The following is a 15,273-nucleotide window of genomic DNA, read 5'->3' as shown; positions in this document are numbered from 1 at the left end:
CCCACCCCGCCTTCGACAGACCTCCGCGATCTGTCGGAACAGCTCATGGGGTCAGATCCGTTTTCCGAAGGAAAACGGATCTGACCCCGGAATTTCATTCGATATCTGACAGATTTCATCCACTCATGGCGTGGATCTACTGGCCGCCGGCCAATTGTCGAAGGCGGGGCACTGTGGGTTTGCGGGGTGTGAGCCGCATGGATGCGGCGACCAAGGCTACATGGACGTACTTGCGCCGTCCCCGCACACCCACAGTGCCCCGCCTTCCCACGGAATGCCAGCTTTCGCTGTTGACGTTGCTGTTGCCTCTGCAGGTGCAGGGCGCAGCCCTGCCGAACACCCTTTACAACGGCAGCGGGGCCTGCGCCGGGTCGATCCGCCCTTCGCCGCGGGTGATCTTCTTGAACTCCGCGCGGCTGACCGATACGTAGCGGTCGTTGCCACCGATCTCCACCTGCGGGCCGTCCTGCACGGCGTGGCCATGCTCGTCCACGCGCACGGTCATCGTCGCCTTCTTGCCGCTGTGGCAGATGGTCTTGATTTCCTGCATCTCGTCGGCCCAGGCCAGCAGGTACTGGCTGCCTTCGAACAGCTCGCCGCGGAAGTCGGTACGCAGGCCGTAGCACAGCACCGGAATGCGCAGCTGGTCGACGACCTCGCTGAGCTGCCAGACCTGGGCGCGGGTCAGGAACTGCGCCTCGTCCACCAGCACGCAGCCCATCGGGCCGTTGGCTGCCAGATCCTGCTCCACCCAGCGCTGCAGGTCGGTATCGCGGTCGAAGGCCATGCCGTCAGCGCGCAGGCCGATCCGCGAGGCGACCACGCCGGCGCCGGCACGGTCGTCCAGGCGTGGGGTCAGGATCGCCACGCGCATGCCACGCTCGCGGTAGTTGTGCGCGCTCTGCAGCAGGGTGGTGGTCTTGCCGGCGTTCATCGCCGAGTAGTAGAAGTAGAGCTTGGCCATCGGCCAATTCTAGTCGCCACCCGGCCCGCCGTCGCGGATCGGCCGTGGCCGGGCGATCACGTGCCGGCTGTCGCGTACCCAGGTGCCAGCAGCGCCGAGGCAACGATGGCCTGGCCGGCGTGGCTCATCGCCCCGATCTGGCCAGCTCCTCGTCCTGCCATTGCCGGTAGGCCACCGGGTCCCAGTAGCGCGCCAACTGGTGCTTTTCCGGTTGCAGCACACGGGCTCCCGCATCGCCACGGCCCTGGCTGCGCATGGCGCCGTTCCAGCCGGCGCGGCTGCCGGTCTGCCGCATGCTGCCGGCCCGCAGTTCACGTTCCAGCCGCGGCGTCGCGGCCGGATCGCCGAACTCGGCATACAGCGCGCGGCCCTCGCGCACCGCGCGCTCGCGCTCGTCGGCGGACAGCGCCTCCCAGAAGCGTTCGCGCTGTACCACCAGCCATTCGGTGCCGCGCTCGGCCGCCAGGTCCATCCATGCATAGCCCAGGGCGCGGTCGACCGGACCGCCCTGCCCGTTCCAGAGCATGTCGGCCAGCGCTGCCTGTGAGAGCTTGTCGCCGTAGCGCGCGGCATTGCGGAAGTCGTTGCGGGCCTCTTCGTGGCGGCCCCGCTCGCGGGCCTGCATGCCGAGCCCACGGAAGCGCAGGTCCGGATGGTAGACGAGGAACTCGTGCGACTGCAGCACGATGGTTTCATAGGCGTCGGCAGGCGGTGCCGGGCTGGACCCGGCCGCAGGCACGGCCAGCAGGCCCAGCAGGGTAGCCGCCAGCGGGCGGGCGATGATGTTCAACGACATGGACCACGCTCCTGTGTTCCGGAGTCGACTCAATACCTTAGGGCCAGGCGTCATGCAAGTCAGGTCGGCCCGCCGGCACCCCGCTACAATCCTGTCCCCATGCACGGTCTCAATCCCCCCCAAGCCGCCGCCGTCCTGCACATCGAAGGCCCCTTGCTGGTGCTCGCCGGCGCCGGCAGCGGCAAGACGCGGGTGATCGTGGAGAAGATCGCCCACCTGATCGGCAGTGGCCGCTATCCGGCGCGCCGCATCGCGGCGATCACCTTCACCAACAAATCGGCCAAGGAAATGCGCGAGCGCGTGGCCAAGCGCCTGCGCGAGCAGGACGCTGACGAGGTGACCATCTGCACCTTCCATGCGCTGGGCCTGAAGTTCCTGCAGATCGAACATGCCGCCGTGGGCCTGAAGCGCGGCTTCTCCATCTTCGATGCCGATGATGCCGCCGCGCAGATCAAGGACCTGATGCACGGCGCCAAGCCCGATGACATCGAGGACATGAAGAACCTGGTGTCGCGCGCGAAGAACGCCGGGCTGTCGCCCGAGCAGGCGATGGCCGCCGCACGCAGCAACCGCGAGAAGGAAGCGGCCAGCGTCTACGAGCGCTACCAGCTGCGGCTGACCGCGTTCAATGCAGTCGATTTCGATGACCTGATCCGCCTGCCGGTGCAGATCCTGGAAGAGAACCCCGAGATCGCCCTGGCCTGGCGCGAGCGCATCGGCTACCTGCTGGTGGACGAATGCCAGGACACCAACGACGCGCAGTACCGCCTGCTCAAGCAGCTGGCTGGTGAGAAAGGCAATTTCACCTGCGTGGGTGACGATGACCAGTCGATCTACGCCTGGCGTGGCGCCAACCCGGAGAACCTGCAGCAGATGGGGCGTGACTACCCCACGCTGGAAATCATCAAGCTGGAGCAGAACTACCGCTGCTCCAACCGCGTGCTGCGCGCAGCCAATGCGCTGATCGCCAACAACCCGCACGAGCACCTGAAGAAGCTGTGGAGCGACCAGGCCGACGGTGAGCGCATCCGGGTGTGGGAATGCCGCAACAGCGAACACGAGGCGGAAAAGGTGGCCGCCGAGATCGCCTTCGTGGCGCAGTCGCGCAACGTGCCGTGGAGTGACTTCTGCATCCTGTTCCGCGGCAACTTCCAGTCGCGGCCGCTGGAAAAGGCGATGCAGCTGCTGCGCATCCCCTACCACCTGACCGGCGGCACGATGTTCCTGGAACGCCAGGAAGTGAAGGACACGCTGGCCTGGCTGCGGCTGCTGGTGAACCCGGACGATGACACCGCGTTCATGCGCGCGGTGCAGTCGCCCAAGCGCGACGTGGGTGCCGGTACGCTGGCCAGGCTGGCCGAGCTGGCGCAGGAAAAGGACATCCCGATGGCGCATGCCGCCGAGTCGATCGGTGCGCTGCAGCAGCTGCCACCGCGCGCGGCCAACAGCCTGGCGCGCTTCACCGACATCCTGCGCGACCTGCGCGCGCAGATGCGCCAGGTCAGCTCCGGCGACATGATCCGCAAGGTCGCCAAGGAATCGGGCCTGCTCAGCGAACTGCGCCAGCAGGCCAAGGAAGAGGCCAGTTACCAGCGCCGCGCCAACAACATCGAGGAACTGGCGCAGTGGTTCGAGGGCGGCCCGCGCGGCGCCACTGCGGCCGACCTGGCCGGACAGCTGGCGCTGCTGTCGCGCAGCGACAAGGACGAGGGCGGCAACCAGGTGCGCATGATGACCATGCACGCCTCCAAGGGCCTGGAATTCCCGTACGTGTTCATCGTTGGCTGCGAGGACGGCGTGTTGCCGCACCAGGTCAGCCTGGACGAGGGCAACCTGCAGGAAGAGCGGCGCCTGCTGTACGTGGGCATCACCCGCGCCAAGATCCAGCTGTGGATGAGTTACAGCAAGCTCACGCGCAAGTTCGGCGAGCATGTGCGGCTGAAGCCGAGCCGGTTCTTCGATGAGATCCCGGCCGAGGAGATCCAGCGCGACGGTGCTGACCCGGTGGCCGATGCGGCGCGCAAGAAGGAACGGGCGAGCGCGGGGTTGGCGGCGATCGAGGCGTTGTTCGACTAAGGCGCTCCAACGGCGCCGCCCCTCCGTGGTGGAGCACGCGTTGGTTCGGTGGCTGGCCGGTCGGGGTGGGTTCGCGGGGGACGCCGTGAACCCGTCCCTGAAGTGACCCCCGGGCGTGTCCTTCCACGGCAATGCAAAGAAAATCAAATTCAACAGCCGGGGGTTGAGGCAGAATCGGGGTTTCGGCTGGAGGTCTGCGCGTGCATCCGATTGAAAGTGAACGCCTGCGTCTGCGTGCGATCGAGCCCGACCGCGATGCGGTGCCGATGTTGGCACTGTTGAACGATCCGGGCTTCGTGCGCTTCATTGGTGACCGCAACGTACGCAGCGAGGAACAGGCGCGGGAGTACATCGCGCTGCGGGTGCTGCACAGCTATGCCTTGAACGGGTTCGGCATGTACACCATCGAGCGGCTGTCCGATGGCGCGTGGCTGGGCAATGCCGGGCTGGTGCGGCGTGATGGCCTGCCGGGGCCGGACATCGGCTATGCGGTGCTCTCGGAATTTGCCGGGCAAGGCTACGCCGGTGAGGCGGCGCGTGCGGTGTTCGCGCATGCACGCGGAGCGCTGGGCCTGCGGGATCTGTATGGCATTACCGATCTGGACAACGTGGTGTCCGGGAAGATCCTGCTGGGCCTGGGCATGCAGGAGCGCGGAGTGATCCAGCTGCCGGGCGTGGACAGCCCGAGCCGGCTGTATGCCACGCCGGGAGCGGCGGAGGTCTGATCCCTGATGTTGGTAGGTGCCGACCGTTGGTCGGCACGATTCAGATGCAGTGCCGACCAACGGTCGGCACCCACCCCTTCAACCGCGCAGTTCTGCCAGCTGCGCCTGCAGCTCGGCCACGGCCGTTTCCAGCTGGGCCACGCGCTCGGCCAGGCCCGGATCGGCCGCATCGCTGCTGCCACCGCCACTGCTGGCGTACTTGGCCGCCAGCGCGGCACCATCCACTTCACCGCACAGCAGGTGCATGTAGCGGTCTTCGCGCTGGCCGCTGGCGCGCGGCAGCACCACCAGCAGCGCGCGCTGCTGCAGGCGCTCGATGGCGTGGCGGGCTTCGTCGATATCCGCGAACCGGTACAGACGCTCGCTGCGCGACACCAGCTCGCCCAGGGTCTGTGGACCGCGCAGCAACAGCAGCGCCAGCAGCACGGTCTGCTGCCGGGTCAGGTCCAGCGCGGCCTGCAGGCGGTGCTCGTAGCGGTCGGCGCGCGAGGAGAAGTGCTGGCGAGCCAGGCCCAGTGCTTCCAGCTGGCGCAGCGCGTGCTGCACGCTGCCGGCGTCGACGTTCATCACCGGCTCGCGGGCTGTCTTCTGGTTGGCGGCCGACTGGGCCGCATTGACCGTCAGCGGGTAGGTGTCCGGTGTGGTTGCCTCCTTCTCCACCAGGCAGCCCAGCAGGCGGGCCTGCACGGCGTCGAGCAGGGGGACGTCGGGGGTCTGGACGGAATCGGTCATGGCGGCCTCCGGAAGGGCAACGGGTCAACCGCCAAGCATAGCCGTCCCGAGGCCGCCTTTGCCGGTAAAATGCGCCGGTATATCTGATTGCCGGTGAATCCATGCGTCGTCCCGTTTCCCTGTCCCTGACCCTGCTCGCCACCGCGGCGCTGGGCCTGTCCGCCTGCAAGCGCGTGGATGCGCCTGCTGCCGAAGCCGCCGCGCCGGAGGCCCCGGCGGCCGCTGCCGAGGCCGATGGCGCGCGTGATGCCACCGCCAACGACAACCTCAACGCCGTGCTGTGGATGCAGCGTGCGCAGGAGTACAGGGCGATCACCGAGCAGACCTACCGGGCCGCCGCCGATCGCCTGGATGCGGCGCTGAAGGAGGCCCACTGGGACGCACTGGTGCCGGAAGAACGCGGCAACGAGGCCAAGGGCCTGAAGCCGGCCGTGGTGCTGGACGTGGACGAGACCGTGCTGGACAACTCGCCCTACCAGGCGCGCCTGGTGCGCGACGGCAAGGAATACGACGAGCTGAGCTGGGACCAGTGGGTGGCCGAAAAGAAGGCCAAGGCGATTCCGGGCGTGGTTGATTTCGCCAAGGCCGCCAACGCCAAGGGCGTGACCCTGCTGTACATCTCCAACCGTGCCGTGCACCTGAAGGACGCGACCCTGGCCAACCTGCGCGAGCAGGGCCTGCCGGTGGCCGATGACAGCGTGTTCCTGGGCCTGGGCACCGTGGTCGAGGGCTGCGAGCAGGCCGGCAGCGAGAAGAACTGCCGCCGCCGCCTGGCCGGGCAGAAGTACCGCGTGCTGATGCAGTTCGGCGACCAGCTGGGTGACTTCGTGGAAGTGAGCACCAACACCAACGAAGGCCGTGACGCCCTGCTGCAGCAGTACCACGACTGGTTCGGCGAGCGCTGGTGGATGCTGCCGAACCCGACCTACGGTGGCTTCGAGCCGGCGCAGTTCAACAACGATTACAGCCAGTCGCGCCAGGCCCGCCACGACGCCAAGCGCGCCGCCCTGGACTACGCACCATGAGCCGCGCGCCACTGCCGCTGCGCGACGACGAGCGCCTGATCTTCGCGCTGGACGTGCCTGACCGCGCGCAGGCGCTGGCGTGGGTCGACCGCCTTGGCGACAGCGTGGCCTTCTACAAGATCGGCATGGAACTGCTCGCCTCCGGCGAGTACTTCCAGGTGCTCGATGAGCTGGCCCGCCGCGACAAGCGCGTGTTCGTCGACCTGAAGTTCTTCGACATTCCGGCCACCGCTGCGGCGGTGATCAAGCGCCTGTCGCAGTGGCCGGTCAGCTACGCCACCATCCATGGTTGGCACCCGGCCATGATGGAGGCGTGCGCGGCCGCCAACAGCGGCGACATGCGCCTGCTGGCAGTGACCGTGCTGACCTCGATGGGGCGCCCCGATCTCGCACAGATGGGCATCGACCGCGAACCGGTGGACGTGGTGGTCGAGCGCGCGCTGGCCGCCCAGGCCGCCGGCATCGATGGCGTGATCGCTTCGGGCCAGGAAGCCGGCCCGATCCGCGCAGCCACCGGCAGCGGATTCTCGATCGTCTGCCCTGGCATCCGCCCCGGTGGCCCGGTCGGCGATGACCAGAAGCGTACCGTTGGCGTAGCGCAGGCCTTTGCCGATGGCGCCGATGCCATCGTGGTCGGTCGCCCGATCCGCCTGGCCGCCGATCCGCAGGCCGCAGCGCGGGCGATCCAGCAGGAAATCGCGTCGGCTCTGGCTGCACGCTGAGCCCACCACCGACGCCGGTCACGCTGGCACCACGAACGCCATCCCGATCCATGCGGGATGGCGTTCGCATTTGTGGGGCTGCATCTGTCGCACGCAGCGCCAGCCACGAGAACTGTGCGCACGTTCGCGCTGCGGGCCTCTCCACTGCTCCCCAATCGATGCACCGGTACGGACCGCGGCCGCACCGGTTCCAACCATCGACAGAGGAGTACAGGGAAATGTATCGCAGCACCTCTTTGTTCATCGGCCTGCTGTTGGCCGCGTCTGCCGTACCCGCCATCGCTGCGCCGCAGCTGCGCGATGCGCCGCGCATCATCGGCGGCGAAGCGGCGCCGGCCGACGAGTACCCGTTCATGGTCAGCATCCAGGGCATCTTCGACGGCGATTCGGACCACGACCGCCACTTCTGCGGGGGCACCCTCATCTCGCCCTCGTGGGTGCTGACGGCCGCGCACTGCATGCAGGGCGAAGCGCCTGGTGGCATCGCCGTTGTCGGCAAGGTCACGACCCTGTCCACCGACGCCGCGCCACGACCGTCCAACGTCAAGGCGATCCACGTCCATCCGGCATTCAACAGCGGCAATTCGCTGGAGCACGACGTCGCCCTGATCCAGCTCAGCGCACCGCTGGACGGCGCACAGCCGGTGGCACTGCGGCTGCGGCCCGACGCCAGCTATCTCAAGCCGGGCCGTGAATTCACGGTGATCGGCTGGGGAGACACCGACATCGGCGATGGCCGGGTCTATCCGACTCAGCTGCAGACCGCGCAGGTGCCGTTCGTTTCCTTCACCGAATGCCAGCAGGCCTACGGCGGTGAACTGTCACGTGGAAAGGTCATCTGCGCCGGCCGCGAGGGCATCGACAGCTGCCAGGGGGATTCCGGAGGCCCCCTGCTGCTGCGCCTGCGTGAAGGCTGGACCCAGTTCGGTGTCGTCAGCTGGGGCGAGGGCTGTGCGCTGGCCGGCTATCCGGGGATTTATGCCCGAATCGCCGAAAAACACGCCGTAGATTTCATCGAAGCGGTTTGGCAACGCGATTGATACAATAAAATCAAATACATACATGGCACTACGTGAAGTGTTGCCTTAACTTGAACGGCAGCGTAGGATCGCCGCCATCCGGTCCTCGGGCCGGACATGTGCCACAACACTGTCCTCCGGCCCCGCGCCGGCTTGAAGAGCCTGTGATCCCCGTGATCCGGGCTCTTTTTTTATCCCGGTGGCGGCGCGATCCCTTCTGCCCGCAGCAGAGGAGATCTGCCCCCCTTGGCTGGAAACCGTGACGTCCCGGCTTGCCGCTGTCACGTCGCAGGCCGCAAGATGCGGGCCGGTCCGGGGAGTCCGAGTGCATGAGCGTGGCGGTGCGAGGAAAGTCTGCGCGTGGATGGGGGCTGGCGGCCATGCTGCTGCTGGCCGTGGCGGGGTGCCGCGAGTCTGCCAACGATCCGGCCAGGCCGGCGGCCGAGCCGGTGGCTGCAGTACAGGCGATGGCGTTGCGCCTGGCCGAAGATGATCTGGTCGGCTACGCAAAGCTGTCGGTGCCGCCGGGCCAGTACCAGCGCCTGCAGCAGGCGTGGGTGGAAGGCCACAGCCAGTGGCCGCTGACCGAGCTGCCACTGGGCGACCAGCTGCTGCCGATGCTGGCCGCACTGCGCAAGCCCGGTGCCAGCGCCGAACTGCAGCGCAGCTTCGATCGTCAGCTGGCTGGCCAGGCCGGCGCCGTGCGCCAGGCCGCACAGTCGATGGGCAACTTCGGCGTGCAGTACCTGCGCCACCAGAAGGGCTACACGCCCAGCCAGCAGGCCCACTACATCGCCCTGGTCGAGACCCTGGCGGGGTGGGCGCAGGCTGCCCCGATCAGCGACCGCGCACGTGCCCGCAGCACCATCGCCGCGCTGGTCGGCGCCGCCAGCAAGGTCGGCTTCGATGATGAAGCCGGCCTGCAGGCGGCCGGCATGGAAGGCAGCCTGCAGCAGCTGGCACCGTTCATCCACACCCTCAAGGCGGTGCTGGGCAGCTACGGACTCGGCGTGGACGACGCGCTGCGCAGCGTGCGCGGCGAACTGCTGTCGGTGGAAGGTGACAATGCGCTGGTGCGCCTGCACTACGACCTGGCCGGTGGCGAGATGACCCTGCAGCTGCCACTGAGCCGGCGCGAGGGCCACTGGTACCTGACCCGCACCCTGGCCGACGCCGACGCGCTGCTGCGCAAGGCCGATGCGGCCCGCGCGGCTGCGTCGCCAGCACCGGCTGAAGCCCCCGCCGAGGGTGGGGAAGCGGCAACACCGCCGGCTAAGCCATAATGGCGCCGATGTCGAAACAGAACCCGCTGCCGTTCCCCGGCGAAGAATCCCAGTCGACGCCCGCCGATACGGTGCCGGCGTCCCCCTCGACCGGTACCGGCCCGAACCCGGTACCGCCGCCCGCGCACGCGCGTCCGCCCGGCCGCCGTCCACTGTGGGCCCGACTGCTCGGTCGCCTGGTCGAGCCGTGGCTGTCGCTGAAGATCGAACCGGAAGACCCGGGCCAGTACAACGATGGCCGCCCGGTCATGTACGTGCTGGAAGACTACGGCCTGTCCAACGCGCTGATCCTGGACAAGGCCTGCCGCCAGGCCGGCCTGCCGTCGCCGCTGGTGCCGCTGGCCGGTGATCCGACCGGCCGCAAGCGCGCCTATCTGGCGCTGTCGCGGCGCAGCTCCAGCAACTCGCTGATTCCCGAGCAGCGCGGCGCCAAGACCCACTCTGATTCGCTGGCCAAGGTCCTGCAGGCGCACCGCGTGCGCGATGACCTGGATGTGCACCTGGTGCCGGTGTCGATCTTCGTCGGCCGCGCGCCGGACAAGCAGAGCGGCTGGTTCGCGGTGCTGTTCTCGGAAAACTGGGCGCTGGTGGGCCGCTTCCGCCGCCTGCTGGGGTTGCTGCTGAACGGGCGCAATACCATCGTGCGCTTCGCCCCGCCGATCTCGCTGCGCAGCACCGTCGACGAAGGCCTGGAGCCGGAGCGCACGGTCCGCAAGCTGCAGCGCGTGCTGCGCACCCATTTCCGCCGCATCCGTGAATCGGTGATCGGCCCGGACCTGTCGACCCGGCGCCTGCTGGTGGACCAGGTGCTGGCCGCCGAGCCGGTCCGCGAAGCGATCGCCGCACAGGCCAAGCGCGACAACTCGAAGCCGGCCGATGCCTGGAAGAAGGCACACGCCTACGCCTGGGAAATCGCTGCGGACTATTCCAGCCCGGTGGTGCGCTCGGCCAGCTTCATGCTCAGCCACGTGTGGAACCGCATCTACGCGGGCGTGCTGGTGCACCACCTGGACAAGTTCAAGGCCGCCGCGCCGGGCCACGAAGTGGTCTACGTGCCCAGCCACCGCAGCCACATGGACTACCTGCTGCTGTCCTACCTGCTGTACGACCGTGGCATCGTGCCGCCGCACATCGTGGCCGGCATCAACCTGAACCTGCCGGTGGTCGGCACCCTGCTGCGCAAGGGCGGTGCGTTCTTCATCCGCCGTTCGATCCGTGGCAATGCGCTGTACTCCGCAGTGCTCAGTGAGTACGTCGCGCAGCTGGTGGCCGGTGGCTATTCGCTGGAGTACTTCGTCGAAGGCGGCCGCTCGCGTACCGGGCGCCTGCTGCAGCCCAAGGGCGGCATGATCTCGATGACGCTGCGTGCATTCCTGCGCCAGCCGCGCAAGCCGGTCCTGTTCCAGCCCATCTACATCGGCTACGAGAAGCTGATGGAGGGCGGCAGCTACCTGGACGAACTGTCCGGCCGGCCGAAGGAAAAGGAGTCGATCTGGTCGCTGCTGTGGGGCATCCCCAAGGTGCTCAAGCAGAACTACGGCCAGGTGGTGGTGAACTTCGGCGAGCCGATCGCGCTGAACGACGTACTGGCCGAGAAGGCCCCGGAGTGGAAGGGCGAGGCGGTGTCCGAGGACGAGAAGCCAGCCTGGCTGTCGACCACGGTGGATACGCTGGCCGAACGCATCCAGGTGCGCATCAACGGCGCTGCCGACGTCAACCCCATCAATCTGCTGGCGCTGGCCCTGCTGTCCACGCCGAAGCACGCGATGGGCGAGGCCGACCTGATCGCGCAGATCGAGCTGTGCAAGACGCTGCTGGTCGAGATGCCGTACTCGGACCGGGTGACGGTGACCCCGCACTCGCCGGAGCGGATCATCGCCCATGCCGAGGAAATCAACGTCCTCACCCGCATCAAGCACCCGCTCGGCGATGTGCTCAGCGTCAGCGGCGACACCGCGGTGCTGCTCAGCTACTTCCGCAACAACGTGGTGCACCTGTTCACCGCCTCGTCGTGGGTGGCCTGCTGCTTCCAGAACAACCGCCGCATGAGCCGTACCGGCCTGGTCCAGCTGGGCCGCACGGTGTACCCGTTCCTGCAGGCCGAGCTGTTCCTGCCGTGGAGCGAGGACGAGTTCGAGCAGCGCATTGACCGCACCATTGATGTGTTCGTGCGCGAAGGCCTGCTGCAGAACGTCAACGATGACGACGGCGGCATCCTGGCACGCAACACCGGGCAGACCGACGAGGTGTTCCGCCTGCGGGCGATCGGCCATTCGCTGCAGCAGGCGTTCGAGCGCTACTACATCGCCATCTCGGTGCTGGTGAAGAACGGCCCGGGCGTGCTCGGTGCGGCCGAGCTGGAAAGCCTGTGCCAGCAGGCCGCGCAGCGCCTGAGCCTGCTCTATGCGCCGGCCGCTCCCGAGTTCTTCGACAAGGCCCTGTTCCGCGGCTTCATCCAGAAGCTGCGCGAACTGCGCCTGGTGTGGCCGGACGAGAACAGCAAGCTGCTGTTCGATGAACGCCTGGATGCCTGGGCCAAGGACGCCAAGTTCATCCTGGGGCGCGAGCTGCGCCACACCATCGAGCGGGTCAGCCCGGAAGCAGCTCGCCCGGACGAGCCTGCGCCGCAGGATTGAAGGCAGCGCCGGCTCCTGCGGTGGGTGTGAACCTTGCTCCGCACACTTCCACCCGTGCCAACCAAGGTTGGCACCTACCGGAGAGGGAGGCCAACCAAGGTTGGCATCCACCAGGACGGTCTTTAGGCCGGCTCGTCGGGAATCTGCAGGCTTTCCAGCCTGGCGATGCAGTCCTTCAGCTGCAGCTTGCGCCGCTTCAGGCGCTTGGCTTCCAGTTCGTCCTCGCCGTTGGCCGCCATGCGGGTGATCTGTTCATCCAGCAGGCGGTGCTCGGCGCGCAGGGCGGCGAGGTGCTCGACGATCTCGGCGGGGCTGTAGGTATCCACAGCCTCCGAGCATACACAGCGTTGATGACTGCCGGGAGAGGGGAAACCCGACCCCCGGCCGGGGCGGCTCCGAGCCGTTAGAATGGAACCCATGAGTGCCGTGATTTCCCTTCCCGATCCCCAGCCGCGCGCCGCCCGCGATCCACGCGTGGCCGAGCGCGAGCAGCACAAGCTGGCCAAGCGCCTGCGCCGCCAGGTCGGCGAGGCGATTGCCGACTTCGGCATGATCGAGGCCGGCGACAAGGTCATGGTCTGCCTGTCCGGCGGCAAGGACAGTTACACCCTGCTGGACGTGCTGCTGCAGCTGCAGAAGAAGGCGCCGGTGCCGTTCGAGCTGGTGGCGGTGAACCTGGACCAGAAGCAGCCGGGCTTCCCCGAGCACATCCTGCCGGAGTACCTGGCCGGGCTGGGCGTGCCGTACCACATCATCGAGCAGGACACCTATTCGGTGGTCAGCCGGGTCATCCCGGAGGGCAAGACGATGTGTTCGCTGTGCTCGCGCCTGCGTCGTGGCGCGCTGTACAACTACGCCGAGACCCACGGTTTCACCAAGATCGCGCTGGGCCACCACCGCGACGACATGGTGGCCACGTTCTTCATGAACCTGTTCCACCACGCCAAGCTGGCGGGCATGCCGCCGAAGCTGCGCAGCGACGACGGCAGGCACGTGGTGATCCGGCCGCTGGCCTACGTGCGCGAGCGCGACATCGTCGACTACGCGCAGGCACGTCAGTTCCCGATCATTCCCTGCAACCTGTGCGGCAGCCAGGAGAACCTGCAGCGCCGCCAGGTCGGCCTGATGCTCAAGCAGTGGGAAAAGGACCATCCGGGCCGCATCGAGCAGATCGCGCGCGCCATGGGTGAAGTCCGGCCCTCGCAGCTGGCCGACACCACCCTGTTCGACTTCATGGCGCTGGGCCGTCGCGACGACACGCCGCTGCCCGACGCCCATGCCTGGCTGGCCGGCTCCCCGGCCGACGCCGACGCAGATCCCGAGACGCCCACCGTTTAAGGTCGGTCGCCCTTCCTCTTCGCCATCCGGAATTCCATGTTCTTTCGCAACCTGACGTTCTTCCGTTTCCCGACCACCACCGATTTTTCCGAAGTCGATACCCTGCTGCCGCACGCCGTGCTCAAGCCTGTCGGCGCGCTGGAAATGAATTCTCGCGGCTTCATTTCGCCGTTCGGCCGCGAGGAGAAGGAACTGCTGTCCCACCGCATCGCCGAACACCTGTGGCTGACCGTGGGTGGCGAGGACAAGATCCTGCCGGCGGCGGTGGTCAACGACCTGCTCGAGCGCAAGCTGGAGGAGATCGAGGAGAAGGAAGGGCGGCGCCCGGGTGGCCGCGAGCGCAAGCGCATGAAGGACGACCTGCTGCATGAACTGCTGCCGCGCGCCTTCGTGAAGTCCTCGCGCAACGACGCCTTCATCGACCTGCAGCACGGCTACGTGGCGGTGGATACCTCCAGCCGCAAGACCGGCGAATACTTCATGTCCGACATCCGCGGGCTGCTCGGCAGCTTCCCGGCGATGCCGCTGAACGCCGAAGTCGCGCCGCGTTCGATCCTGACCGGCTGGATCGCCGGCGAGCCGCTGCCGACCGGACTGAGCCTGGGCGAAGAGTGTGAGATGAAGGATCCGGTCGAAGGCGGCGCGGTGGTCAAGTGCCAGCACCAGGAACTGCGCTGCGACGAGATCGACAAGCACCTGGACGCCGGCAAGCAGGTGACCAAGCTGGCGCTGATCTTCGAGGACAACCTGTCGTTCGTGATCGGCGACGACCTGATCGTGCGCAAGCTGAAGTTTCTCGACGGCGCCCTGGACCAGCTGGAGCATGCCGACGAAGACGGCCGCCGTGCCGAGTTCGATGCCCGCTTCGCCCTGCAGAGCGCCGAGATCCGCCGCCTGTTCCTGTTGCTGGAAGAAGCGTTCAAGCTCAGCAAGGCTGACTGAACAGGCAGCCCGACGGTCGCCGGTCATCCGGCGGCCCGAAGCAGCGCTATGCTGGGCGCATGAGCCGTCTGCTGCGCCGCCTGATCACTCCGACCCCGCCCGCCACCGTACAGCGCGACACCGTTCGCCTGCGCCTGGAGGATGCCGAGATCGAGGTGCTGCGCGTGCGCGATCCGCGCGCGCGCCGCATCAAGCTGAGCGTGGACGAGCGTGGCGCGCGGTTGACGTTACCCCCGCGCGCAAGCCTGGTAATGGGCGAGCGCTTCCTGGAACAGCACCGCGACTGGCTGGCGCTGCAGCTGCGCCAGTACCAGGGGCAGGGCCTGCCGGCACCGCTGCAGCCCGGCGAAGACGGCGTGCTGCCATTGCGCGGTGAGCTGTTGCCGCTGCGCTGGCAGGAAGGCCGCTACGCGCGGCTGGAGATCGACGCGCACGGTGCCTGCGTGCAGTGGCCGACCCGTGGTGGTGACGCCACGCTGCGCCGCCTGCTGCGCGAGTTCTATGAAGCGCAGACCCGCGCCGACGTCGGCCGCTGGCTGCCGAAGTACCTGCCCACCCTGCCGCGCGCCCCCAGCCGCCTGCGCCTGAAGGTGATGTCCTCGCAGTGGGGCTCGCTGGCCCCCGATGGCAGCATGGCCCTGGACCTGGCCCTGGTGCTCGGTCGTCCGGAAGCGTTCGAGTACGTGCTGGTGCACGAACTCTGCCACCTGATCCAGCCGAATCATTCGCCCGCGTTCTGGCATGAAGTCGAACAACGTTTCCCTGCCTGGCGCGAACAGCGCGACTACTTCCAGCTGGAAGGCCGGCGCCTGAAAGCCATGCTACGCCAGCTGCTGTAACTGTAGAGCCGAGCCCACGCTCGGCTGCCGTTGAATGCAGCCGAGCATGGGCTCGGCTCTACACAAGCGCGCGCAGCGCGCGACCCGCTCCTGCTCTTCTTTCTTTCTTCCGTGGTGGGCACACCGGAATCTGTCCGTGGCCGGGCGGGGTGGGTTGCGCAGGGGCGTGAGCCGCA

At 67.6% G+C, this 15,273-nt stretch carries 14 protein-coding genes; 10 read left to right on the top strand and 4 right to left on the bottom strand.

The genetic code is table 11. The features are described 5' to 3' along the window. Positions 1-343 precede the first annotated feature (343 nt). Positions 344-964, bottom strand: coding sequence for a thymidine kinase (locus A7X97_RS20655; protein WP_008264720.1), 621 nt, complete (start codon positions 962-964; stop codon positions 344-346). Positions 965-1,088: 124 nt separating this feature from the next. Continuing rightward, positions 1,089-1,760 carry an SEL1-like repeat protein gene (locus tag A7X97_RS20650; protein WP_088496794.1) on the bottom strand — a complete coding sequence of 224 codons (672 nt, stop codon included), beginning with the start codon at positions 1,758-1,760 and terminating at the stop codon, positions 1,089-1,091. A gap of 99 nt (positions 1,761-1,859) precedes the next feature. Here A7X97_RS20650 and A7X97_RS20645 point away from each other — a divergent pair, with 99 nt between their 5' ends. Continuing rightward, the gene (locus tag A7X97_RS20645; protein ID WP_072167416.1) at positions 1,860-3,836 is read left to right on the top strand and encodes a UvrD-helicase domain-containing protein; all 1,977 of its coding nucleotides are present in this window, start codon (positions 1,860-1,862) and stop codon (positions 3,834-3,836) included. 200 nt (positions 3,837-4,036) lie between these two features. Continuing rightward, positions 4,037-4,561, top strand: coding sequence for a GNAT family N-acetyltransferase (locus A7X97_RS20640; protein ID WP_111008388.1), 525 nt, complete (start codon positions 4,037-4,039; stop codon positions 4,559-4,561). Positions 4,562-4,639: 78 nt separating this feature from the next. Here the strand turns inward: A7X97_RS20640 and A7X97_RS20635 are convergent, their stop codons facing one another. Beyond that, positions 4,640-5,293 (bottom strand): YceH family protein, encoded by a 654-nt coding sequence (locus tag A7X97_RS20635; protein WP_072167414.1) that lies wholly within the window; start codon positions 5,291-5,293, stop codon positions 4,640-4,642. Positions 5,294-5,394: 101 nt separating this feature from the next. Between A7X97_RS20635 and A7X97_RS20630 the strand changes: the two genes are divergently transcribed. The 5 genes from A7X97_RS20630 to plsB all read left to right on the top strand — a co-directional run bounded on the left by A7X97_RS20630 (position 5,395) and on the right by plsB (position 11,978). Continuing rightward, positions 5,395-6,318: a 5'-nucleotidase, lipoprotein e(P4) family gene (locus tag A7X97_RS20630; RefSeq protein WP_088496792.1), complete on the top strand. Its 924-nt coding sequence runs from the start codon at positions 5,395-5,397 to the stop codon at positions 6,316-6,318. Next, positions 6,315-7,040 carry an orotidine-5'-phosphate decarboxylase gene (gene pyrF / locus A7X97_RS20625; RefSeq protein WP_005421084.1) on the top strand — a complete coding sequence of 242 codons (726 nt, stop codon included), beginning with the start codon at positions 6,315-6,317 and terminating at the stop codon, positions 7,038-7,040. The genes A7X97_RS20630 and pyrF overlap by 4 nt, the downstream gene beginning before the upstream one ends. 218 nt (positions 7,041-7,258) lie before the next feature. Continuing rightward, positions 7,259-8,080, top strand: coding sequence for a S1 family peptidase (locus A7X97_RS20620; protein WP_072167412.1), 822 nt, complete (start codon positions 7,259-7,261; stop codon positions 8,078-8,080). A gap of 308 nt (positions 8,081-8,388) precedes the next feature. Next, on the top strand, positions 8,389-9,342 hold the full coding sequence (locus A7X97_RS20615; RefSeq protein ID WP_111008387.1) for a hypothetical protein: 954 nt from the start codon (positions 8,389-8,391) through the stop codon (positions 9,340-9,342). Beyond that, positions 9,342-11,978 carry a glycerol-3-phosphate 1-O-acyltransferase PlsB gene (plsB, locus tag A7X97_RS20610; RefSeq protein WP_111008386.1) on the top strand — a complete coding sequence of 879 codons (2,637 nt, stop codon included), beginning with the start codon at positions 9,342-9,344 and terminating at the stop codon, positions 11,976-11,978. Before A7X97_RS20615 ends, plsB begins: the two co-directional genes overlap by 1 nt. 122 nt (positions 11,979-12,100) lie before the next feature. Here plsB and A7X97_RS20605 read toward each other — a convergent pair whose 3' ends face one another. Beyond that, positions 12,101-12,304: a YdcH family protein gene (locus tag A7X97_RS20605; protein ID WP_005421068.1), complete on the bottom strand. Its 204-nt coding sequence runs from the start codon at positions 12,302-12,304 to the stop codon at positions 12,101-12,103. 91 nt (positions 12,305-12,395) lie between these two features. On the opposite strand from A7X97_RS20605, the gene ttcA reads away from it, so the two are divergent. Genes ttcA through A7X97_RS20590 form a run of 3 tightly spaced genes read left to right on the top strand, consistent with a single transcriptional unit; the run spans position 12,396 to position 15,097 of the window. Next, complete coding sequence (gene ttcA / locus A7X97_RS20600) at positions 12,396-13,316, top strand: tRNA 2-thiocytidine(32) synthetase TtcA (protein WP_172412120.1); 921 nt, start codon at positions 12,396-12,398, stop codon at positions 13,314-13,316. A gap of 36 nt (positions 13,317-13,352) precedes the next feature. After that, complete coding sequence (locus A7X97_RS20595) at positions 13,353-14,258, top strand: recombination-associated protein RdgC (RefSeq protein ID WP_005421064.1); 906 nt, start codon at positions 13,353-13,355, stop codon at positions 14,256-14,258. Positions 14,259-14,317: 59 nt separating this feature from the next. After that, on the top strand, positions 14,318-15,097 hold the full coding sequence (locus A7X97_RS20590) for a M48 family metallopeptidase (RefSeq protein WP_061479922.1): 780 nt from the start codon (positions 14,318-14,320) through the stop codon (positions 15,095-15,097). Positions 15,098-15,273 lie beyond the last annotated feature (176 nt).

The sequence above is a fragment of the Stenotrophomonas sepilia genome, assembly GCF_003244875.1.
In the GTDB taxonomy this organism is placed as follows: domain Bacteria; phylum Pseudomonadota; class Gammaproteobacteria; order Xanthomonadales; family Xanthomonadaceae; genus Stenotrophomonas; species Stenotrophomonas sepilia.
This window is presented reverse-complemented; position numbering and strand designations above follow the sequence as displayed.

What these genes read in the sequence shown, in the direction of transcription:
- A7X97_RS20655 (WP_008264720.1), bottom strand. Translation starts at nt 964, where the DNA reads ATGGCCAAGCTCTACTTCTACTACTCGGCGATGAACGCCGGCAAGACC.
- A7X97_RS20650 (WP_088496794.1), bottom strand. Translation starts at nt 1,760, where the DNA reads ATGTCGTTGAACATCATCGCCCGCCCGCTGGCGGCTACCCTGCTGGGC.
- A7X97_RS20645 (WP_072167416.1), top strand. Translation starts at nt 1,860, where the DNA reads ATGCACGGTCTCAATCCCCCCCAAGCCGCCGCCGTCCTGCACATCGAA.
- A7X97_RS20635 (WP_072167414.1), bottom strand. Translation starts at nt 5,293, where the DNA reads ATGACCGATTCCGTCCAGACCCCCGACGTCCCCCTGCTCGACGCCGTG.
- A7X97_RS20630 (WP_088496792.1), top strand. Translation starts at nt 5,395, where the DNA reads ATGCGTCGTCCCGTTTCCCTGTCCCTGACCCTGCTCGCCACCGCGGCG.
- pyrF (WP_005421084.1), top strand. Translation starts at nt 6,315, where the DNA reads ATGAGCCGCGCGCCACTGCCGCTGCGCGACGACGAGCGCCTGATCTTC.
- A7X97_RS20620 (WP_072167412.1), top strand. Translation starts at nt 7,259, where the DNA reads ATGTATCGCAGCACCTCTTTGTTCATCGGCCTGCTGTTGGCCGCGTCT.
- A7X97_RS20615 (WP_111008387.1), top strand. Translation starts at nt 8,389, where the DNA reads ATGAGCGTGGCGGTGCGAGGAAAGTCTGCGCGTGGATGGGGGCTGGCG.
- plsB (WP_111008386.1), top strand. Translation starts at nt 9,342, where the DNA reads ATGGCGCCGATGTCGAAACAGAACCCGCTGCCGTTCCCCGGCGAAGAA.
- ttcA (WP_172412120.1), top strand. Translation starts at nt 12,396, where the DNA reads ATGAGTGCCGTGATTTCCCTTCCCGATCCCCAGCCGCGCGCCGCCCGC.
- A7X97_RS20595 (WP_005421064.1), top strand. Translation starts at nt 13,353, where the DNA reads ATGTTCTTTCGCAACCTGACGTTCTTCCGTTTCCCGACCACCACCGAT.
- A7X97_RS20590 (WP_061479922.1), top strand. Translation starts at nt 14,318, where the DNA reads ATGAGCCGTCTGCTGCGCCGCCTGATCACTCCGACCCCGCCCGCCACC.